At 72.4% G+C, this 17,547-nt stretch carries 13 protein-coding genes and 1 pseudogene; 1 reads left to right on the top strand and 13 read right to left on the bottom strand.

Annotated features, from left to right (window positions below):
* Window positions 1–3 precede the first annotated feature (3 nt).
* From ABIA35_RS31775 to ABIA35_RS31735, 9 genes are all read right to left on the bottom strand, one after another.
* Window positions 4–585, bottom strand: coding sequence for an FHA domain-containing protein (locus ABIA35_RS31775; protein WP_370344337.1), 582 nt, complete (start codon window positions 583–585; stop codon window positions 4–6).
* Window positions 582–2,786 carry an AAA family ATPase gene (locus tag ABIA35_RS31770; RefSeq protein WP_370360339.1) on the bottom strand — a complete coding sequence of 735 codons (2,205 nt, stop codon included), beginning with the start codon at window positions 2,784–2,786 and terminating at the stop codon, window positions 582–584. Before ABIA35_RS31770 ends, ABIA35_RS31775 begins: the two co-directional genes overlap by 4 nt.
* Window positions 2,783–4,135 carry a hypothetical protein gene (locus ABIA35_RS31765; protein WP_370360337.1) on the bottom strand — a complete coding sequence of 451 codons (1,353 nt, stop codon included), beginning with the start codon at window positions 4,133–4,135 and terminating at the stop codon, window positions 2,783–2,785. The genes ABIA35_RS31770 and ABIA35_RS31765 overlap by 4 nt, the downstream gene beginning before the upstream one ends.
* Before the next feature lie 46 nt (window positions 4,136–4,181).
* Window positions 4,182–6,443 (bottom strand): serine/threonine protein kinase, encoded by a 2,262-nt coding sequence (locus ABIA35_RS31760; RefSeq protein ID WP_370360336.1) that lies wholly within the window; start codon window positions 6,441–6,443, stop codon window positions 4,182–4,184.
* Between the two features lie 2 nt (window positions 6,444–6,445).
* Window positions 6,446–7,654, bottom strand: a complete 1,209-nt coding sequence (locus tag ABIA35_RS31755; protein WP_370344333.1) for an OmpA family protein — start codon at window positions 7,652–7,654, stop codon at window positions 6,446–6,448.
* Entirely contained in the window at window positions 7,651–8,454 is an 804-nt protein-coding gene (locus ABIA35_RS31750) for a hypothetical protein (RefSeq protein WP_370344332.1), read from the bottom strand. Before ABIA35_RS31750 ends, ABIA35_RS31755 begins: the two co-directional genes overlap by 4 nt.
* Window positions 8,451–8,912, bottom strand: coding sequence for a hypothetical protein (locus ABIA35_RS31745; RefSeq protein WP_370344331.1), 462 nt, complete (start codon window positions 8,910–8,912; stop codon window positions 8,451–8,453). Before ABIA35_RS31745 ends, ABIA35_RS31750 begins: the two co-directional genes overlap by 4 nt.
* A gap of 1 nt (window position 8,913) precedes the next feature.
* Complete coding sequence (locus tag ABIA35_RS31740; protein ID WP_370360335.1) at window positions 8,914–9,777, bottom strand: hypothetical protein; 864 nt, start codon at window positions 9,775–9,777, stop codon at window positions 8,914–8,916.
* 126 nt (window positions 9,778–9,903) lie between these two features.
* Entirely contained in the window at window positions 9,904–13,356 is a 3,453-nt protein-coding gene (locus ABIA35_RS31735) for a CHAT domain-containing protein (protein WP_370360333.1), read from the bottom strand.
* A gap of 108 nt (window positions 13,357–13,464) precedes the next feature.
* Between ABIA35_RS31735 and ABIA35_RS31730 the strand changes: the two are divergent.
* A pseudogene (locus tag ABIA35_RS31730) lies at window positions 13,465–13,962 on the top strand (DUF998 domain-containing protein); the annotation flags it as partial.
* Here ABIA35_RS31730 and ABIA35_RS31725 read toward each other — a convergent pair.
* The 4 genes from ABIA35_RS31725 to ABIA35_RS31710 all read right to left on the bottom strand — a co-directional run bounded on the left by ABIA35_RS31725 (window position 13,891) and on the right by ABIA35_RS31710 (window position 17,538).
* Window positions 13,891–15,279 carry an acyltransferase gene (locus ABIA35_RS31725; RefSeq protein WP_370360332.1) on the bottom strand — a complete coding sequence of 463 codons (1,389 nt, stop codon included), beginning with the start codon at window positions 15,277–15,279 and terminating at the stop codon, window positions 13,891–13,893. The pseudogene ABIA35_RS31730 and the gene ABIA35_RS31725 sit on opposite strands and share 72 nt — an antisense overlap.
* 43 nt (window positions 15,280–15,322) lie before the next feature.
* Window positions 15,323–16,708 (bottom strand): MFS transporter, encoded by a 1,386-nt coding sequence (locus tag ABIA35_RS31720; protein WP_370360331.1) that lies wholly within the window; start codon window positions 16,706–16,708, stop codon window positions 15,323–15,325.
* Complete coding sequence (locus ABIA35_RS31715) at window positions 16,705–17,217, bottom strand: GNAT family N-acetyltransferase (RefSeq protein ID WP_370344326.1); 513 nt, start codon at window positions 17,215–17,217, stop codon at window positions 16,705–16,707. Before ABIA35_RS31715 ends, ABIA35_RS31720 begins: the two co-directional genes overlap by 4 nt.
* Window positions 17,218–17,334: 117 nt before the next feature.
* Window positions 17,335–17,538, bottom strand: a complete 204-nt coding sequence (locus ABIA35_RS31710) for an MbtH family protein (protein ID WP_370344325.1) — start codon at window positions 17,536–17,538, stop codon at window positions 17,335–17,337.
* Window positions 17,539–17,547 lie beyond the last annotated feature (9 nt).

Here is a 17,547-nt window from a genome sequence, read left to right as displayed (position 1 = left end):
CTCCTATCGTGCGTAGACCGCGGCCAGGCCCTCGGCGTGCAGGGCGAGCCGGATCCTGTGGCCGTCGCGCAGGCTGTGCCGATCCGTCCCCGGGATCTCGCTGCCGTCCAGGAACGTGCCGTTCGGCGTCGGCAGCGGCCGGATCCAGGCGGTGCCGTCCGCGTCGACACCGACCACGGCGTGCCGCCGCGAGACGTTGGGGTGGTTCCGGAAGATCCGCGCGTACGGCCCCACCCGGCCCAGTTCCGCGCTGGCCCCCGGTTCCAGCTCGACCTCCCCGGCCGGGAACCGGAGCAGCAGCCGGGGCGGAGTCAGAGCCCTGTGACAGTCCAGGCACTCGACGTTGGTCTCGTCGGGCGGGACGCTCCCGCAGTTCCAGCACCGGGACCGGTCCCAGGCCTGCGCGCCGTCCGGCGCCGGCCCGGGGCCGATCCCGCCCGACACTCCGCCGATCGTCCCCTCCACGTCCGGCGGCGGGTCGTCATAGTGGTCGGCCCGAATGAGCTCGCACATGTGGACCGGGCACATCGGGTCGTCGTCGCCGTAGAACTCCCCCGGTCCGCACTCCGGGCAGCACCAGTTCATCGCCGCGCTCCCGGCGTGACGCGGGCCCGCAGCCGCGGAGCGGAGACGACGTCGCCGGGGATCACGGCGAGGATCTCGACCGTGGCGCCGGCCCCGGCTTCCTCGTCGAACAGCAGCCGGGCCAGCGGGTTGATCAGATTGCTCTCCAACCGGTTGCCGATACCCCGGCCGCCGTTGGCGCTGTCCTGCACGCAGGCCTGGATCAGGTGCCGCCGGGCCGTCTCGTCGAAGCGCAGCTCGATCTCCAGCTCCCGGTCGATGGTCTGGACGATGTTGCCGATCTGCTTGGCGCAGATCTCCTCGGCGGCCGCCGGACCGATGAAGTCGAACACGACGATGTTGTCTCCGAGCCGGTTGAGCAGTTCGGGACGGCCGATCTGCGAGGTGAAGTGGTCCCGCACCGCCGCCGTCACCTTGCTCTCCAGCTCCGAGTAGGGCATCCCGGGCTGGACGATCTGCCTGCGCTCCCCGCTCTCGGGGTCGGTGGCGACGACGCCGAGGTTGGACGTGAAGATCAGGACGCACTCGGAGAAGTAGGTGGTGACGCCCTGGCCGTCGGTGAGCCGGCCGTCCTCCAGGATCTGCAGGAACTTGTCCAGGACCAGCCGGTGCGCCTTCTCGATCTCGTCGAACAGCACCACCTGGAAGGGATTGCGCCGCACCGCCCCGGTGAGCTCGCCGCCGGCCTCGTAGCCGACGTAGCCGGGCGGGGCCCCGATCAGCCGGTCGGCGGCGTGGTCGGCGGCGAACTCGCTCATGTCGAAGCGCAGATAGGAGTCGACGTCGCCGAACAGCAGCGCGGCGACCTGCTTGGCCAGTTCGGTCTTGCCCACGCCGGTGGGACCGGCGAAGAACAGCACGCCGCGGGGCCGGGACTTGGTGCTGGTGGCCTGGGCGCCGGACAGGCCCAGCGCGGCGCGCTTGAGGATGTCCAGGGTCTTGCCGACCGCGCGTTCCTGGCCGATCACGTTGTCCCGGATGACCTTCTCGCCCTCCAGGATGTGCGAGCGGATACTGTCTTGCCGCCAAGGGTTCTGCTCGACGCCCAGCTTGTAGATGCGCACCGCGTCGGCCACCCGGTCGGCGGCGATGCCGCGGTCCAGGGACAGCCGGGCGATCTCGGTCATCGAGCGGAGCGTCATCCCGTCGGTGCGGCCGGCGAACTCCTTCGCCGTCAGTTCGGCCGCCGCGGGATCGGCGGGCGGCGAAGGCAGTCTGGGCACCAGAACGCGGGCGTGGGCTTCCCGGTCCCCCAGGGTCGGCAAGCCGACCGCGACGGTACGGATCGGATCGGCGCCGGCGGTCAGCCAGGCCGGCAGGTCCCGCTCCCCGTCGGCGAGCCAGATGATCGGGTTGAACAGGTGGCCCTCGGCGTCCTGCGGCCGAAGCGGTTTCGCGGTGAGCGCGAGCTTCAGGCAGTAGAGGAAGAAGTCGCGCTCGCCGGTGTCCAGCTGGCCCGGCATGTGCGTTATCCGCGAGGCGTAGTCGAAGACGACGGCGGCGCGCACCGGCGGGACGCAGGCGGGTGGCTTGGCGTGATCGGCCGGTTCGGCCCGATCTGCCTGGCCACTGGGGCCGGTCTGAGGGGTCTGACTTGCCGAGCCGGCGCCGGCGCCGGTGCTGGCGCCGGCATCGGCGGGCGGCTGGGCGGGGGCGCCGACCACTTTGGCCAGCAGCGGCCGCATCCGCTCCAAGGTCGGCCGGCGTCCGACGGCGCGGTTGCCCAACAGCCGATGCGCGGCGGCCAGCGCGGCCGGGGTCTCCGGATGGACGCTGATCCCGTCCACGATGTCGAAACAGATGAAGCACTCGTATCCGCGCGGTTCCAGCGCCTGCCACAGCAATGGCAGCAGCGACGTCGGCCGCGGCGGCCGGCCGGGCTGGGACACCGGGAACTGGTCGCGCAGATTGCCGTGCAGGACGTACTGCGAATGCACCGCGAGGGTGCCGGCGACCTCGCTGACGAAGGCCGGGAAGCCGGGCGGATCGGGCCGCGTTCCGGCGGCGGCGCGGGGGCTGGTGTCAGTGCCGGTGCCAGGGCCGCCGCTGCCGGTGCCGGTGCCGGTGCCGGTGCCGGTGCCGCTGCCGCCGGTGCCCGCGCGAGTGCCGCTGCCACTGCCGGTGCCGCCGGTGTCGGAGCCCATGTCGGTGCCGCCGCTGCCGCCGACGCTGCCGCCGTCCGTATCAGTGTCGGAGCTCATTGCCTGTTCCCCTCCGCCGACGGCGACCGATCGTGGTACCGCACGCCGGGCTGCTCGACCCTCTCGCCGCCCGTGCTCCCGCCGGTGCTCCCGCCCTTGCCCTGCGGCACGTAGCCCTCGTCGGTGACCACGGCCGCGCCGAGCCTGCTGCCCAGCACCCGGATGTCGGCGTTGAATCCGACGCAGCGTTCCTGCTCGCGCGCGGCGGCGTCGTCGCCGTCCACGCCGTGCTCGCGGACCACCCGGCCGTGCAGTGCGCCGTGGCCGTCGACCCAGATCTCGGCGGAGTGTTCCGAGCCCCAGTCCTGCCGGACCAGTCGTAGCTCTGCCGAGTGCCGGATGGCGGGCCCCGACTCCGGTTCCAGGGAGTAGCCCAGCTCGGTCAGGCAGGAGCGCATCAGGCCCTTGACGAAGCCGGCCCGCGCCTGCGCGGCGGCCCACTCGGCGGCCTCGGCGCCCTCGGCGCGCAGGTCCGCGCTGAGGTCCCGGTCGCCGGCGACCACGGCCCGCAGCTTGGCGGCGGTGCCGGAGAACGGCGCCGGCGGATCGACCAGGGCCGACTGCTCCTCCAGCACGATCAGCCATTGGCCGGCCAGCCTGCGCCGGGACGCCGCCGCGTTCACCGCGGCCACCTTGGATCGCAGACTGTCCATATACGACCTCGCCTCGCGCGCGTCGTCCTGGGCCACGCACGCCGCCGCGGCCAGCACCTCGAGGTGCTCGCGCTCGTCGGCGTCCGGGTCGAGGCCGTCCAGGACCGCGTTGACGTCCTGCGTGGTCGGTACCGCGGGGGTCTCGGCGGTGGCGCCGGCTTCCACGGGCTCGCCACGGCGCTTCTGCAGCGTGTGCTGGTAGTCGGCCAGCGCCTTGGCGGCGTCCGGCCGGGCCAGGACGTACTGCGGCAGATAGGCGCCGAGGTGCCTGGCCTCGTCGTCGGCGACCGCCGTGCGCACGGCCGCCTGGGCCTGGGCCACCAGGCGCGCGGTCTTCTCGGTACGCCGCGAGGCTTCAGCGGCGGTGCAGCCGGCGATGCTCAGGAGCGGCGGGATCTCGACCAGGACGCCGGCCTTGGCGGCGCGGGTTTTCAGAGCCCTGATTCGGCTGTTCAGCTCCACGGCGTCGGCCGCGACCACGCCCCAGACCCGGCGCGTGATCTCGGCGTCGGACTGCGCGGCGGCGATGTCCTCCAGCCGCGCGCCGTAATCCCCCACAGCGCGGACCGCGGCCTCGGCCGCGATGCTCGCGGCGCGGGCCACCAGCACGGCTGCCGCCCCCGCGGCCAGCACCGTGGCCGTGGCCGCGGCCGCTGCCGCGGCGTGGGGCGCGATGATGATTGCACCAGAACTCATATATTCCTCCCGTGATGATGTGACGGACAGTGCGGGCCGACGCCCGTCATCGCCCGAGCCCGGCGCCCAGTTCGCGCGCCGCCCGCTCCACGGCGGCCCGTTCGCGCGCGGCGTCGGCCCGCCACGACAGGTAGCGGGCCACGGCCCACACGATCGTCGTGCCGCCGAGGACGAGCGGCGTGGTCACCGGCTGGTAGACGGTCAACAGATACGCCCCCGCCAGCACGCCGGCCGTCACCGCGAGCACGATGCCGCGGCCGGCGATCGTGCGGGCGGCGCGGCCGAGCAGGATGAGGCCGGCGCCGAGCATCGAGTAGCGCGGATGGAAGCGTCCGCCGATCTCCCACGCCAAGAGCGACTCGAAGCCCAGCGTCGAGGCGACGGCGAAGACGGTGGCGACCCAGGCCCGCAGGATCGTCGTCCCGGGCACCTGGCCGGCGATGTCGCTGACGCTCACCGTCAGCGCGCACAGCAGGCCCATGAGGAACACCCCCGCCACGGCCCAGGACAGCGCGAGCGGCCGGTTCTGGCGGCGCGACCACTCGCGCAGCCGCTGGTTGCGCAGCAGCCAGCGGGCGTGGCGCCGTTCGCGGGCCTCCTCCTCGTCCCGTTCGGCGGCGACCTGCTCGGCGTGGCGGCTGAGCCGCAGGGCGATCCACATCCGGTCCGGGTCCTGTGCCAGTTCGGTGAACCAGGGCAGGCGCACGGACCGGGCGCGGCGGCGAAGGTCCGCGCTGATGTCGGCGCGCCGGGCGTCGTCGGTTCCGGCGGCGGCTGCCAGCAGGCACAGGGCAACCGTCCGCCCGGTCGCCTCCGCGTCGCGCCCGCGCAGGATCCGACGCGCCTCGTCGTCGGCGACCGTACGGACCGCCCTCGGCCACCACTCGTACCAGGCCCGCCAGCCGGCGTCGAGCTCGGCCAGGCCGGCACCGCCCTCCAGGCCGTCGGCGGCCACGCCGGTGGTCAGCAGCGGCAGCAGCCGGTGGTTCCACAGCTCCCGGACGATCGCCGGCGCGATCCCGACCCCGTCGGCCGCCTGGCTCGCGAGGTCGGCCAGGCGCGTGCTGGCGATGTGGACGGCCCGGTAGATCGGCGGCTGGGACGGGTCCATGGCGCGCACGAGTCGCAGTAGCCTGACATCGACCGGCTCCCGCGGGTCGCCAGGATCGGGAATCGCTGTCGGACCGTACTGCCCGAGCCAGTGCCGCAGCCGTGCCAATGGTTCCGGGTCACCGGACCGGAACAGGAGCTCGGCAGCGGTGTCCCAGGTCCGGGTGAGGTCCAGGGCCAGCGCGTCGCGGTTGAAGTAGTCGGTGTCCAGATACCGGTAGGCCGTTGGGACCTGAGCCGCGACCCTCCCAGGATCGGCCGGCGCCGGACCCGGGACGGGCGGCGACTCCCCGGCGAGCCAGCGGTCGACCTGGTCGGCGCCCCATCGCGCGGTGTGGTCCTGGGCCAGCAGGCCCTGGCACAGCAGCCGGAGGCGGTCGTCGACCACGCGGTGCACCGCCAGCGGGCCGCCGGCGACGTGGCGGCGCACGGCGTCGTCGTCGGCGCCGGCCAGCAGCCGCGTCCCGGTGGCCAGTTCCATGACGGTCAGGCCGAGCGCCCACCAGTCGCAGGCGGTGGAGAGCCAGCTGCCCGCCAGGAACTCCGGGGGCTGATAGCGCACCGTTCCCGAGCGGTCCTGGGACAGTCCGGGTGCCGGCTGGTGGGAGCTGATGTCGAAGTCGAAGAGCGCCACCTCGAACGGTTCGAGCGTGCGCACCGCGATGTTCGAGGGCTTCACGTCCCGGTGGATCAGGCCGGCCGCGTGCATCGCCGCCAGCGCCGCGCCGAGTTGGCGCACGAGCGCTGTGACGCGGGCCGGGTCCAGACCGCCGGGATGGGCTTCGGACAGCGCCAGCAGGGTGCCGCCGCCCAGGTGCTCCATGATCTCGTAGTCGCGGTCCGCCTCGGTGCCGACTTCGTAGACCGTGACGATGTGCGTGCTCTGTTTCCGCTGCAGGAAGGACTGCACGATCCGCGAGCGCCGGGCATCGTCGTAGAGCTTGAGCACCCGTTCCTCGTCCGTGGCCCGGTCCTTGACCAGATAGACCTCGGCGCGCGCGCCGACCCTGTGCAGGCTGCGGATCACCGCGAAACGGCTGTCCAGGCCCGGCGGCAGGCCGGTGGCCGAGGCTGGGCGCCAGTCGGGGCGATCAGGATCGATCTCAGTCACATCGGCCTCGCCCGGCCGTTGCCGGCCGGGGTCGAGCACGGTCGGCGGGGCCTCCTGGGCACCCGTGCCGATCCCGGAACCGGCCACCGCTAGCTCCGGCAGGTCAGGATGACGGTGACCGACCGGTTCCGCTCGGCCGCCCACGGGATCAGGCTGCCGGTGGCCGTGCGGTCCGGCACGTGGCCGGGGCCGGCGGCCTCGCCGTCGCCCTCGGTGGTGATGCGCGAGGGGTCCACGCCCAGATCGACGAGCACGTTCTTGACCGCCTCGGCGCGGCTCAGGGACAGGATGTGGTCCACGCTCGGGCTGCCGTCGCTGGACACCGAGCCGATCAGCCGGACCTGCTGGGTGTGCCCGGCCAGCAGCCGGGCCAGCGAGCTCAGCGTGGTCTTGGCCACCGCGGGATCGCGGAAGTCCGAGGAGCCGGCGACGAATCCCACGCTGCCCTCGTCGCCGAGCGTGGTGGTGCCGCAGCTGTCGAAGGCCGGCGGGGCTTGCGGCCGCACGACCGCGACCGGCACGGCGGTGGGCACCGAGGTCTGCGGATGGGTGACCTGGACGGTGGTCTGGCACGACGCGCCGGCGTCCTTGGCGATCGTCGTCCACAGGGCATTGATCTGCGTCTGGACGTTCTGCTCGAACATCGGCTGCGGGCCGGCCGTCTGGCCCAGGTCGACGAAGACCACGGCCTTGCCCCGCAGATCCGGTGTCAGGTGCTGGGCGTCCAGGTACTTGGCGACCTCGGCCGGGTCCACGCCGAACATGGCCTGGTCCTGGAAGCTGACCGGCCCGGCGGTGGCGACCCCGGAGTCCAGCACCACGATGGTGCCGCCGGCCGGAGTGTGCTGCCCGGCGACCGACAGCCCGGTGAGGAAGTCCACCTGGGGAGCGCTGGGGCGCAGCGCGCTCACCGCCGCCCCGGTGTCGGCGACGAAGCGGTCGAGGTCGCGCTCCTTGATCCGGGGGTTCTGGCTGCTGGAGGAGAAGTGGCGGTCCTGCACGGTGGCCGGCGTGCCGTCCAGCAGCTCGACCTGGACGTCCTGCCCGGCCAGGGCCGCGTCGTGTACCAGGGTCCTGATCTGCGGCGGCAGCTCCGGCTGCGGACTGTTGGCATGCGCGCCGACGACCAGAGTCAACGGCGCGGAACCGGTGCCGGGACAGGACATCGCCACCGGCTGCTGCTGGGGCGCGGCGTCGGCGCTGCCGGTGAAGAACCCGCAGCCGCTGACGGTGCCGGTCACCGCCAGCAACAGGGCGACCCAGGCATGGCGGGCGGTCGCGATGGTCATGACAGTCATGACGATGCCTCCTCGTGGTGGGCCGGTGCCGGCGCCGAGCGCCGCAGGAACAGGCAGGCCTGGGCCTTCAGCCGTTCGGCCGCGCTGCGGCATTGGTCCTCGGTGGCCTGCCGTGCGACTTCGCGGCGGCGGCGGGCCTGCTCGATCTTCTCCGCGGTCCGCTCCACCCGGGTGTACTGCTGGGCGGTGCGCGCGTGCCGCCGGGCGGCCCGGGCGCGCCGCCGCTGGGCCCGGCCGACCTGCCGGGCGGCGGGGTCGGGGCGGAAATAGCCGGCGACGGCGGCGACCGCGCCGGTGGCGATGTAGAGCATGAAGAAGAAGAGGGCGGCGTAGTGCTCCGTCGTCTCGTCGATGCCGCCGGACACCGTCGAGACCGCACCGTTGGTGTCGACCGTCGAGGTGTCGGAGGAATCGGCCTGGGCGAGCTGGTAGCGGATGACGAAGGCGAGCACCCCCAGGCCGAACCAGACCGCGAACAGGAGCACGGCCAGCAGGCGCGACCGGTGCGGCGAGCGCGGATCCCGGTGCTGCCGGGACTGCCAGCCGGCCCAGTGCGCCAGGGTCAGCGCGACGGCCGCGAAGCCGAACACCACCACCCACACCACGCGTTCCGGGGCGTCCAGGACGGTCACCAGGACTTGGTAGAAGGTGCCGACGTCGACAAGTGCGGCGGCCAGAGCCACGGCCCACAGGCCCAGGCGGGTCCAGCCGGAGCCGAGGATGTCGCCCAGGCTGCGGGTGGTCACGTCGCCGGCGTTCAGCCCGGTGCGCCGGTGCGGGCTCACTGTGAGGTCCTTCACCGGTGCTGCTCCGGCGGGTCGGGGCGGTGCGGGGAGAAGACCGGCGGCTCCTCGGTGGCCGCGACCCGGATCACCTGGTCGGTGATGATCGCGTCCAGCAGCTCGATGCGGAACTGCTCGTCGCGCATCAGGGTGTGGATGCGGGCCAGGTGCGGGGCCACCTTCAGCTCCAACCGGTCCAGGGCGCCGAGCCGGGCGTCGTGGCGGGCGTCGACGCGGCGCATGAACTCGGCGATGTAGGCGTCCACGTAGCGGTCGACGGCGGCCGGGACCACGTCGTCGTCGAGGCCCGCGGCCGCGACGCCGAGCACGGCGACCAGCTCCTCCCAGATCGGGATGAGGTCGATGGCCTCCGGCTCCGGTTCGTCGCTCTTCGCCAGCTCGCGTTCCACCAGCTTGAGATCGCGGCGCATGGCCGCGTTGCGGCCGAAGACGGAGGCGGTCAGGGCGAGATCCATGTCAGAACTCCTGTCGCAGCCACTCGGGGGCGGTGCCGTCGGGGGTCGGCCAGGTCGTGTCGGGGTCGGTGTCGGTGTCGGTATTGGCATCGGTGCCGGTGTCCGTGTTGGTGTCGGCATCCGTGCCGGTGCCGGTGCCGGTGCCGGTGCCGGTATCCGCGTCCTCCGCCGCGGACAGCACCAGCGCCGCGCTGACGGTGTCCTGCCAGCGCAGGGCCGTCAGCCAGTCGGGTTTGTCCAGGACCGGCTTCGGCAGGATGGAGACCAGGCTCGGGCCCTCGGGATGGGTCTGCACCAGCCCCTCCCAGTACCGGCCGATGCGCAACAGACACCTGTCGTGGTGCCGCCAGCCCTGAGCCTGCGCCACCGCGAAGTCCTCGGCGATCAGCGCGTGGACATCGAGGATCGCCTGCCGCCGCACCTGCGCGGCGTTGCGCGCCGACGTCAGCCGCAGCCGTGCCGCCTCGATGCGCTGACGGCGCATAGAACGCCGGCGGTCCAGCAGGGCGCCGGAGGCGACGAGCGACGCCTCGCGGGGGTTGCGGGGCCGCAGCTCGTCCTCGCTGAGCTCGGCGGTGGCGTGCAGCAACTCCTCGCGGCACTGCGCCACCTGCCGCAGATCCGCGGCCAGGCCGTTGTTCAGCGGGATGAGGTGCTTGCGGTGCGGATGGAGGCTGTCCACGAAGGCGCGGAAGGCCTCGTTCATCTCGAACCGGCCGGTGTTCAGCAGGTGCTCGTGATAGACCGTGAGCACCGGCAGTCCGGCCTCGACCAGCTTGATGACGCCGGTGTAGGTCGGGATGCGCTGACGGCCGTCCCGTTTCCCGCGCCGGCCGTCCTGACGCTCGCGACGTCGCCACCTCATCTGGTCGTCTCCTCCGCCCCGGGGCCGGCAGTACCGAACGGCTTTGCGTTGGAGTACTGACGGACGAGAGCGGGAAGCGGCGACAGGGTGGCGATTACGGCGCGACGGGAGCGACCGACATAGTCATCACCCTGATGCGGTGGGAGTGCCCGCGTTGCCCTGGTGGATGAAGGGCGCCCAATTCCAGACGTCGTCCAACGGCGTGCGCGTCTCAGCGAGCAGATATCCGCTCACCGCCGCGATGGGCTCGCGATCGGGGTCCAGCATCCAGCGCTGAGCGGCCCGCAACGCCTCGGCCGGAGTGCTGCCGGCGGCGAGATAGTGGTGGAAGACAACCATGCAGACCGCGGCCGACCAGTCGTCGACCGCCCAGCGCGACCCGATCGCGTCGACGGCGCCCCGGGCCACGAAGGCGGTCGTGAGGGTCAGCGCCTCGTCGTGGTCCCGGCTGCTCAGGTCGGTCTCACAACAGTCGAGGATGACCAGTGCGGAGAACCGGTCCTGCGCGCCGGGCCGCGAGGCGTCGACGATGTCGGCGACGGTGAGGTACTCCGAAGCGGCGTCCGTGTTCTTCCGCGGTCCGGCCGGGCGCGCCAGCAGCAGCCGCGAGGCGGTAGGACGCGTGCTGGCGGTGCCGTGCGCGATGATCTGGACCATCGACGCCGGGTCGCGGTGTTCGTCGCCGGCGAGGGCGATGTGCACTTGTTCGGGGGTACCCGCTGCCTCGACCGGCCCGCCTGTCGCGGCGCCCAGGAGGCGCGCGCCGGGCAGATAGGCCTGCCGGACCGCGGCCGCCTCTTCTTCGGCGTATGGCAGGGTCCTGCTGGGGTCCACGACCAGGACCGGATCGGTGTCGTACGGCTTCCTGCCCCGGGACAGACTGCGCACGAGCTCGTCCGCCGACGCCGCGTAGGAGATGACGAGAAGGTCGCAGGCACGCGGCGGCCGGGACAGTCCGGCGAGCGCAGGCGTGGCCGAGATCCTCGCCGCGTGCCAGGGCACGAGCCCGAGCCGACCGCAGGGGATGAGCACGACGCGGGCCGGCGATTCCGGGGTGGGCACTTCGGGCAGTGCCGCGATCAGCGGATCCAGCACGGATGCCCCGGCCCACGCGCAGAGCTCGTCCAGGGAGACCTCCCAGCGCGGCACTGCCGAGAGGTCGCGCGTCGTGTCTTGGCCGCGCAACCGCTGATAGCGCTTGGCAGACGCGTCCAGGTAATCCACCAGCGGTCCCCGACCCGGGAGCGGAAGCTCTTGGGTGGAACCGTCCCGGCGGATCATCAGGACTGTACCGTCGGCACCTTCAGCGCCGGGCAGGAGGTAGGCGACGGCGTCCACGCCGGCGGCGTCGAGGTGCCGGGCGATCTGGGGCGGCGTCGCCACGATCGGCAGATCCCGCCGGTCCGGCATGCGCAGGGCCGCCAGCGCGCGCCGCCTGAGATCACTGGGCAGATCGAGGTCGCCGGCGGCCTCTCCGACTACCGTTCCCACCTGGTCTCCAGCGCCCGGTCCCGTTCCGATCGGGCGTGACATGGAGCTCTCCCACTGCTCGGCGAGCTCTGTCTCGCCGGCCGCGCGAAGCCGGTCCGGAACGGAGCCGGCGGTCGCGATGGACCGCAGGACCAGGGCGCGGCCGAGCTCCAGGCACTCGATCGCGTCCTGGACGCGGTGGTCCTCCAGGGCCCAGCCGGCGGCTCGAAGTCCGCGCAGGGCCCCGGTCCGCGCGGCCCGCAGTCCGTGTTCGGCGTTGAGCTGGAGCAGCACGTCGTCGGCGACCATGCCGAGGGAGTCGCGGGTCAGTGCCACGGCCCGGCGGTTGTCGTCCAGCGCGGGGTCGTGCCGGGTGCGCAGGGCGTCGGCCAGGCTCCACAGGACGCGACCGGCGATCCGCGAGCCGGTGCGCTCGGTCAGGGCGGCCTCGGCTTGTTCGAGGACGTCGATGGCCTCACCGAGGGCCTGGTCCTTGGCAGGCCCCTCGGTGAGGAGGTATCGCGTCATCAGGCCGGAGGCGATGCCCAGGCGTGTTTGGACCGGACCGTCGTACGAACCCATGTCCGCGCTCAACAGACCGCGCGCACTGTCCACGGCGTCCGCGATCTCGGTCGGCTGCCGTTCGAGCACCGCTGTGATCATGTGGGTCGACGACCATGCGGCCTCCATGAGGGTGCGGACGGCCGTCGGCATCGGCTTGTCGAGCGCGGTCCGCATGAGCGCCTGCGCTTCTCGGGCCATATCCGTGTCCTGACGACGGACGGAGACGCTGAGCTTCGCCAGCGCCAGCTGAAGCGGGTGGAGGAACGCCCATTCGCTCTGGGCCGCGTCCGTAGGAGGACGGGCTTCGAGGAGTTCCGCGAGGAGGCCGTCCAGCGCTTCTTCGTCGTCGGTCTCGATGGCCTCGGACAGGCGCAGGTTCGTGCCGAGGGTCGCGCGTATGAAGCCCAGTTCTTGCTCTGCCGCCGGGATCGGCGCTGGTGGCGGTGGCGCTTGGTGCTCATAAAGACCCAGGGCTTTCGCGGCATCGCCGATGTTGCCGTGGGTGTCGGCCGCCAACGCCAGCAAGCCGGGGTAGACGGAAGTGAAGAGCCAGGACAGTTCGGGGGCCTCCGGACTGCCGGCCACGTCCCGCAGGTGGCGCAGTGCCTGATCCATCTCGCCGGGGTCGTTCGTCCGGCTCGCCGCGGCGAATCGGCCGATGGCGGCGATGGCGGTGCTCCGGCTGTCGCCCTTGTCCGCGTAGCCGGTGATCAGGCTCCTGAACTCGGCGGGAGTCAGGGAGCCGGGAACCGTCACCTCCACGAGCATCGCGAGGTCGTTCCGGATCAGTTGGTCGTCGTGGTCGGGCTGGTCGAGCTGGTCGACAACATCCCGGCGCCCTTGCTGCTGTAGCTGCTGCTCGAGTCTTTCGCCCTGCTGCATCAAGGCACCCATGATCGAGCCGAGCCGGCCGTCGGGCGCCGAGGGCATCCCGCGGATCAGGTCGCCCATCCGCGCCATGCTGAACCCGGTGCCGTCGGACAGGCCGCGCATCAGCTGCAATACGCCGCCCAGCGTCGTGGCGTACGCCATCAGGGGCGGAACACGCGGATCGTCGGGCCGGGCCGCGACGATCTCGTCGAGGACCTCGCGCATCTCGGTCAGGTCCTCGATGAGCTGACCGCCTTGCCGAAGCTGCCCGGCGAAATCAAGGATCGCACCCAACGTGCCGGCGGCCTGCCCGTCGAAGGTGGCCGCGGCCCGGGGCACGAGCAACACCGCGAACAGCAGCATCGCGCTCGCGTCCGTCTCCGCGCTCAGATGCCCGCCGGCTCGCCCCGCCCGGAACCGCCGCAGTCCTTCATCCCGGTCGCCGTCGCTCCATCCGAAGCGAAGACACCGCGACGCGTACAACCCGCCGAGTGTCACCCGAAGCCGCCCGAGCGCGGGGTCGTCATCACTCAACAGCCCACTCGCGCGCACCTCGACCTCGGCGGACTCCTCGATCATCCGATCGAGATCCGCCGCCAGGGGTGTCGCGGTGACGAACGCCTCTGCTCTGACGACCAGGTTCTGTATCTCCGCACGCAGGTTCGAAGCATCCACGAGGCAAGTCTGACGGACGAGACACGCCCATCCCCCGCATAGCCCAGCGCACCATCCACCCGGTCCTGTAAACGAGATCCCCCGAGCAGACAGACTTACCGTGGAAGCATGCCACTGGTTCCGTGGTGGGCGCTGCTGTCATCCGGCACAGCCCCGGTGCTGCTGGTCGTCGGCTCGGCGGCCGCGTCGGCGCTGCAGCCCGCGGGGTACGACCCGCTCAGTCACACGATCAGCGCGCTGGCCTCCAACGAGGCTACGGACCGGTGGTTGATGACGTCGGTGTTAGCCGGGATCGGGGTGTGCTACTTCGTCACCGCGTGCGGGCTGAGGCATGTGCGGCCTGCGGGGCGGGTGATGCTGCTGATGGGCGGGGTTGCTTCGATCGCGGTCGCGCTCTTTCCCGAGCCCGGTTATGGCGGCACCACGCCGCAGCATGTCGTGGCCACCGGGATCGGGTTCACCATGCTGGCCCTCTGGCCGTGTCTGGCCGTGGAGGGGGGTCCGGCGGCGCCGTGGCCGCTGCGGCGGGGGATCTCAGTTGGGTTCACCGTGCTGGTGCTGGGCAGCGCGGTGTGGTTTCTGGTCGCCCTGAACGGTCACGGCGATGCCGGGTTCGCCGAGCGTGTGGTCATCGGGTTGCAGGCGGTGTGGCCGTTGGTCGTCGCCTCGGGCCTGCGGTACTCGGCCCGTCAGCAGGGTCGCCGTCATCCCGACGGCGAAGCCGGCCAGCGCGGGGCCTGGCAGGCCGCCATGCGGAGCGAAGCCGTCGACGGCGAAGGTGGCCAGGCTCTGAGCCGCGGCGGCGATGCCGACCGCCAGCAGCACCGGTGACCACCAGCCGGCCGGGCCGATGCCGCCGGGCAGGCGCAGCATCGGGCGCTCGGCCCAGGTGACGGCCCCGACCACCAGGACGAGCAGCACCGTCAGCAGGGCCAGCCAGAGCAGGCGCAGCTCCCACCACTGCCCGCTGCCGACGGCGGGCTGGCCGAACACCCCGGTGGCGTAGAAGGCGACCGCGACGATCAGCGCCGGCACGAAGTGCCACAGGTAGACGTTCATGACCACGCTGTTCAGGCGCCGCACCCGCGGCCACAGGCGCGGCCCGGCCAGCCGCCGGGACGCCCACGGCTCGGCCGCCAGCACCAGGCCCGACTGGGCCGCGGCGAAGGCCAGGAACGCGATCGAGGGCGGGTTGGTGTTGCCGGACCCGACCATGTCGACCTTGTAGGCCCCGGACGCCACCAGCCCGACCAGCAGCGCCGCCCCGGCCGTGGCCAGCGCGTACGGGCGCCACCGCGGCGAGGTCAGCCTGCCGTCCAGCCACGAGAAGCCCAACTGGTGGATACAGCCCCAGACGAACAGGTAGTCGGCGTAGCCGACGAAGTGCAGGCCGGGGACGGTCTTGAGGATCGAGGCCGCCCCGGTCGCCACGGCCATCGCGGCCGGCACCGCCAGGCCCCAGCGCCGGTGCGCGGCCAGCAGGACCGGCGTGAGGGCGTTGAGCAGCAGGTAGACCGGCAGGAACCACAGGTGCAGGGCCATCAGCCAGGCGATCTCGGCGAGCTCGGCCGAGGGCACGTCCGCCGCCCGCGCGATCAGCACCGCGATGATCGCCACGGCGATGTAGACCGCGGTCGGCCACAGCAGCCGCATCACCCGGTCGCGGACCCAGCGGGTCCAGTCCTGGCCCTCGGCGTGGTGCTTGGCCCAGGACCCGGCGTTGACGTAGCCCCCGACCAGGAAGAACACCGGCATCACCTGCATGCCCCAGGTGACCCAGCGCCCCCAGCGGATGGAGTCGATCGCGTTGACGCCGGACAGCTGCCCGTGCTGGTACGTCACCGAGACCAGCAGCCAGTGGCCGTAGACCACCCCGCTGATGGCCAGGACCCGGAGCAGGTCCGCGTAGCGATTCCGCGCCATGTCGCAGGGCCTACCCGGGTCTGGGGAAATCATCCCCTTCCGCTCATACCGGGGTTCCCGGCGGACGGCCGGACATCGAGGTGATCCCGCCGCTGACCGTCGCCACCCCGGCCGCGACCGCGACCAGGATCGGGAAGACCAGCAGCGCGGCATGGCCGGCGACGTGCGCCAGCAGGACTCCGGCCAGGGCCGGGGCGGCGGCCGCGGCCGAGGTGGCGGCGAGCAGGATCACGCTGACCACCCGGCCCTGCAGGTGGTCGGGGGTGACCGCGGCCTGGTACCCGAACAGGGCGGCGTTGGCGCTGGGGCCCAGGAAGACCGCCACGGCCAAGGGCGCCGCGGCCGCGATGCCCGGGGCCAGCAGGACGCTGACCGTCATCAGGACGGCGGTGGACCAGCAGATCAGCCGGATCAGGGTGGCCAGACGCAGGCGCCGTTGCAGGGCCGGGGCCAGGAAGGCGCCGAGCAGGCCGCCGACCCCGATGATCGCGGTGGCCACGCCGATCAGGGCCGGCGGCTGGCCCGCGCGGCGCAGGGACAAGGTCAGGGCGAAGATCATGCCGGTGAAGGCCATGTTGAGCGGGGTGGCGATGGCGATCAGGGACCGGAGGAAGGGGTTGGCCAGGACGAACCGAAGGCCTTGCCAACCGGACCTGTCACTGTCGACCTCGCCACTACCCCCTCCTTCTCCGTTGCCATCGGCCGGCCCGGGGACCGGCTCTGGGGCCGGCCCGGGGACCGGCTCGGGGACCGGCTCCGGCCGGGCTCGTTGCAGAGGCCGCCGAATGCCCAGCACGGCCACCAGCGAGAACGCGTAGCTCAGAGTGTTGCCCAGGAACGGCAGCGCCCTGCCGAACCCGAACAACAGGCCGCCCAAAGGCGGCCCGGCCAGCGAGGTGCCATACGACCGCGCCTCGTTGCGCGCGACGGCGGTGACGATGTGGTCCGGGCTCACCAGGGCACGGACCGCCGCGTACTCGGTGGTGCTGAACACGGCGGTCGCCGCGGCGCCGGCGACCACCACTGCCAGGATCACCGGCAGCGTGGCCGCCTTCGCCATGACCGCCCAAGCCAAGGCCGCGTAGCCGACGAGGCGGATGGCATCGCAGACGATCAGCAGCCGGCGGCGGTCGAAGCGGTCGGCCAGGACGCCGGCGGGCAGGCGGCAGGCCGTGGCGATGGCCAGGCCCACCGTCCCCACCAGGCCGGCCCGCGTCGGCGAGCCGGTCAGTTGGAGAACCAGAAGGGGCAGAGCAAGGTCGGACATGGCGGTGCCGAGGTCCGACAGGCACTGGCCGCCCCAGAGTAGGTTGAAGTCGCGGTTGCGCCACAGGCCGGGCGCGCTGCCGGCCTGTGGCTGTGCTTGCGGCTGCGGCTGTGGCTGTGCTTGAGGCTGTGACACCCCAGCGGCGGCGACGCGTTCGGTCACGTCCCCTCCGTCGTGGAGATGACGATCATCTTCGACACCGTGCCGTCGTCCCCGACGACGTCGCGCAGGAACCGGAAGCCCAGCCGGCGGCACATCTCCAGGCTCGCGGTGTTCCCCGCGCCGACCATGCCGTAGGCCTCCTTCAGACCGAGGTTGTCAGCGGCGTGGCGTAACAGCCCCCGGACCACCTCCGAGCCCACGCCCCGGCGCCAGAACGGCGGGGCGAGCGCGACGATCAGCTCGTGGCCCTCGACGTTCCCGGTCTTCTTCACCTCCGCGTGGCCCGCGAACTCGCCGTCCATCCACAGGCCCCACACGTCGAACAGCTCCTTGGGGTACACGTCGTCGCGGATCGCGCGGAACAGCGCGCGCAGCTCCGGCTCGCTCACGAGGTCCTGGCCCATCCAGTGGCACACCTCCTCGTTGCGCAGCAGGGTGACGAAATGGTGTTCGTCCTCGTCTCGGTAGGGGATGAAATCCAGGCGGTCGGTGCGCAGGACAGGGGTCACGGTGACCTCCGTGAGAAATGAGCCGGGCTGTGCCGCCGCTCGGCAGTACGAGCGGGGGCACGGGGGTGACGGGGCGCCGGGCGGTGGTTCACCGCCAGCGCCCCGTCTCGCGGTCGATCAGGCCTCGGTCTCGGCCATGCGCTCGCGCAGGCTGCGCGGCCGCATGTCGGTCCAGACCTCGTCGACGTAGGCGGAGCACTCCGCTTCGGTGCCCTCCTTGCCGACGGGCTGCCAGCCCGCGGGCACCTCGATCTCGAGCGGCCACAGCGAGTACTGCTCCTCGTCGTTGCGCAGCACCTGGTAGCGGGTGTTCTCGTCCATGTCACATTC

This window comes from Catenulispora sp. MAP12-49, from assembly GCF_041262705.1.
In the GTDB taxonomy this organism is placed as follows: domain Bacteria; phylum Actinomycetota; class Actinomycetes; order Streptomycetales; family Catenulisporaceae; genus Catenulispora.
Note: the sequence above shows the minus strand (reverse complement) of the source record. Positions and strands in the feature narration are given on the sequence as shown.

Bases quoted from the DNA above. Each gene is read 5' to 3' on its own strand.
- ABIA35_RS31745 (WP_370344331.1), bottom strand. From the start codon at position 8,912: ATGGATCTCGCCCTGACCGCCTCCGTCTTCGGCCGCAACGCGGCCATG.
- ABIA35_RS31710 (WP_370344325.1), bottom strand. From the start codon at position 17,538: ATGGACGAGAACACCCGCTACCAGGTGCTGCGCAACGACGAGGAGCAG.
- ABIA35_RS31770 (WP_370360339.1), bottom strand. From the start codon at position 2,786: ATGAGCTCCGACACTGATACGGACGGCGGCAGCGTCGGCGGCAGCGGC.
- ABIA35_RS31755 (WP_370344333.1), bottom strand. From the start codon at position 7,654: ATGACTGTCATGACCATCGCGACCGCCCGCCATGCCTGGGTCGCCCTG.
- ABIA35_RS31725 (WP_370360332.1), bottom strand. From the start codon at position 15,279: ATGGCGCGGAATCGCTACGCGGACCTGCTCCGGGTCCTGGCCATCAGC.
- ABIA35_RS31740 (WP_370360335.1), bottom strand. From the start codon at position 9,777: ATGAGGTGGCGACGTCGCGAGCGTCAGGACGGCCGGCGCGGGAAACGG.
- ABIA35_RS31765 (WP_370360337.1), bottom strand. From the start codon at position 4,135: ATGAGTTCTGGTGCAATCATCATCGCGCCCCACGCCGCGGCAGCGGCC.
- ABIA35_RS31775 (WP_370344337.1), bottom strand. From the start codon at position 585: ATGAACTGGTGCTGCCCGGAGTGCGGACCGGGGGAGTTCTACGGCGAC.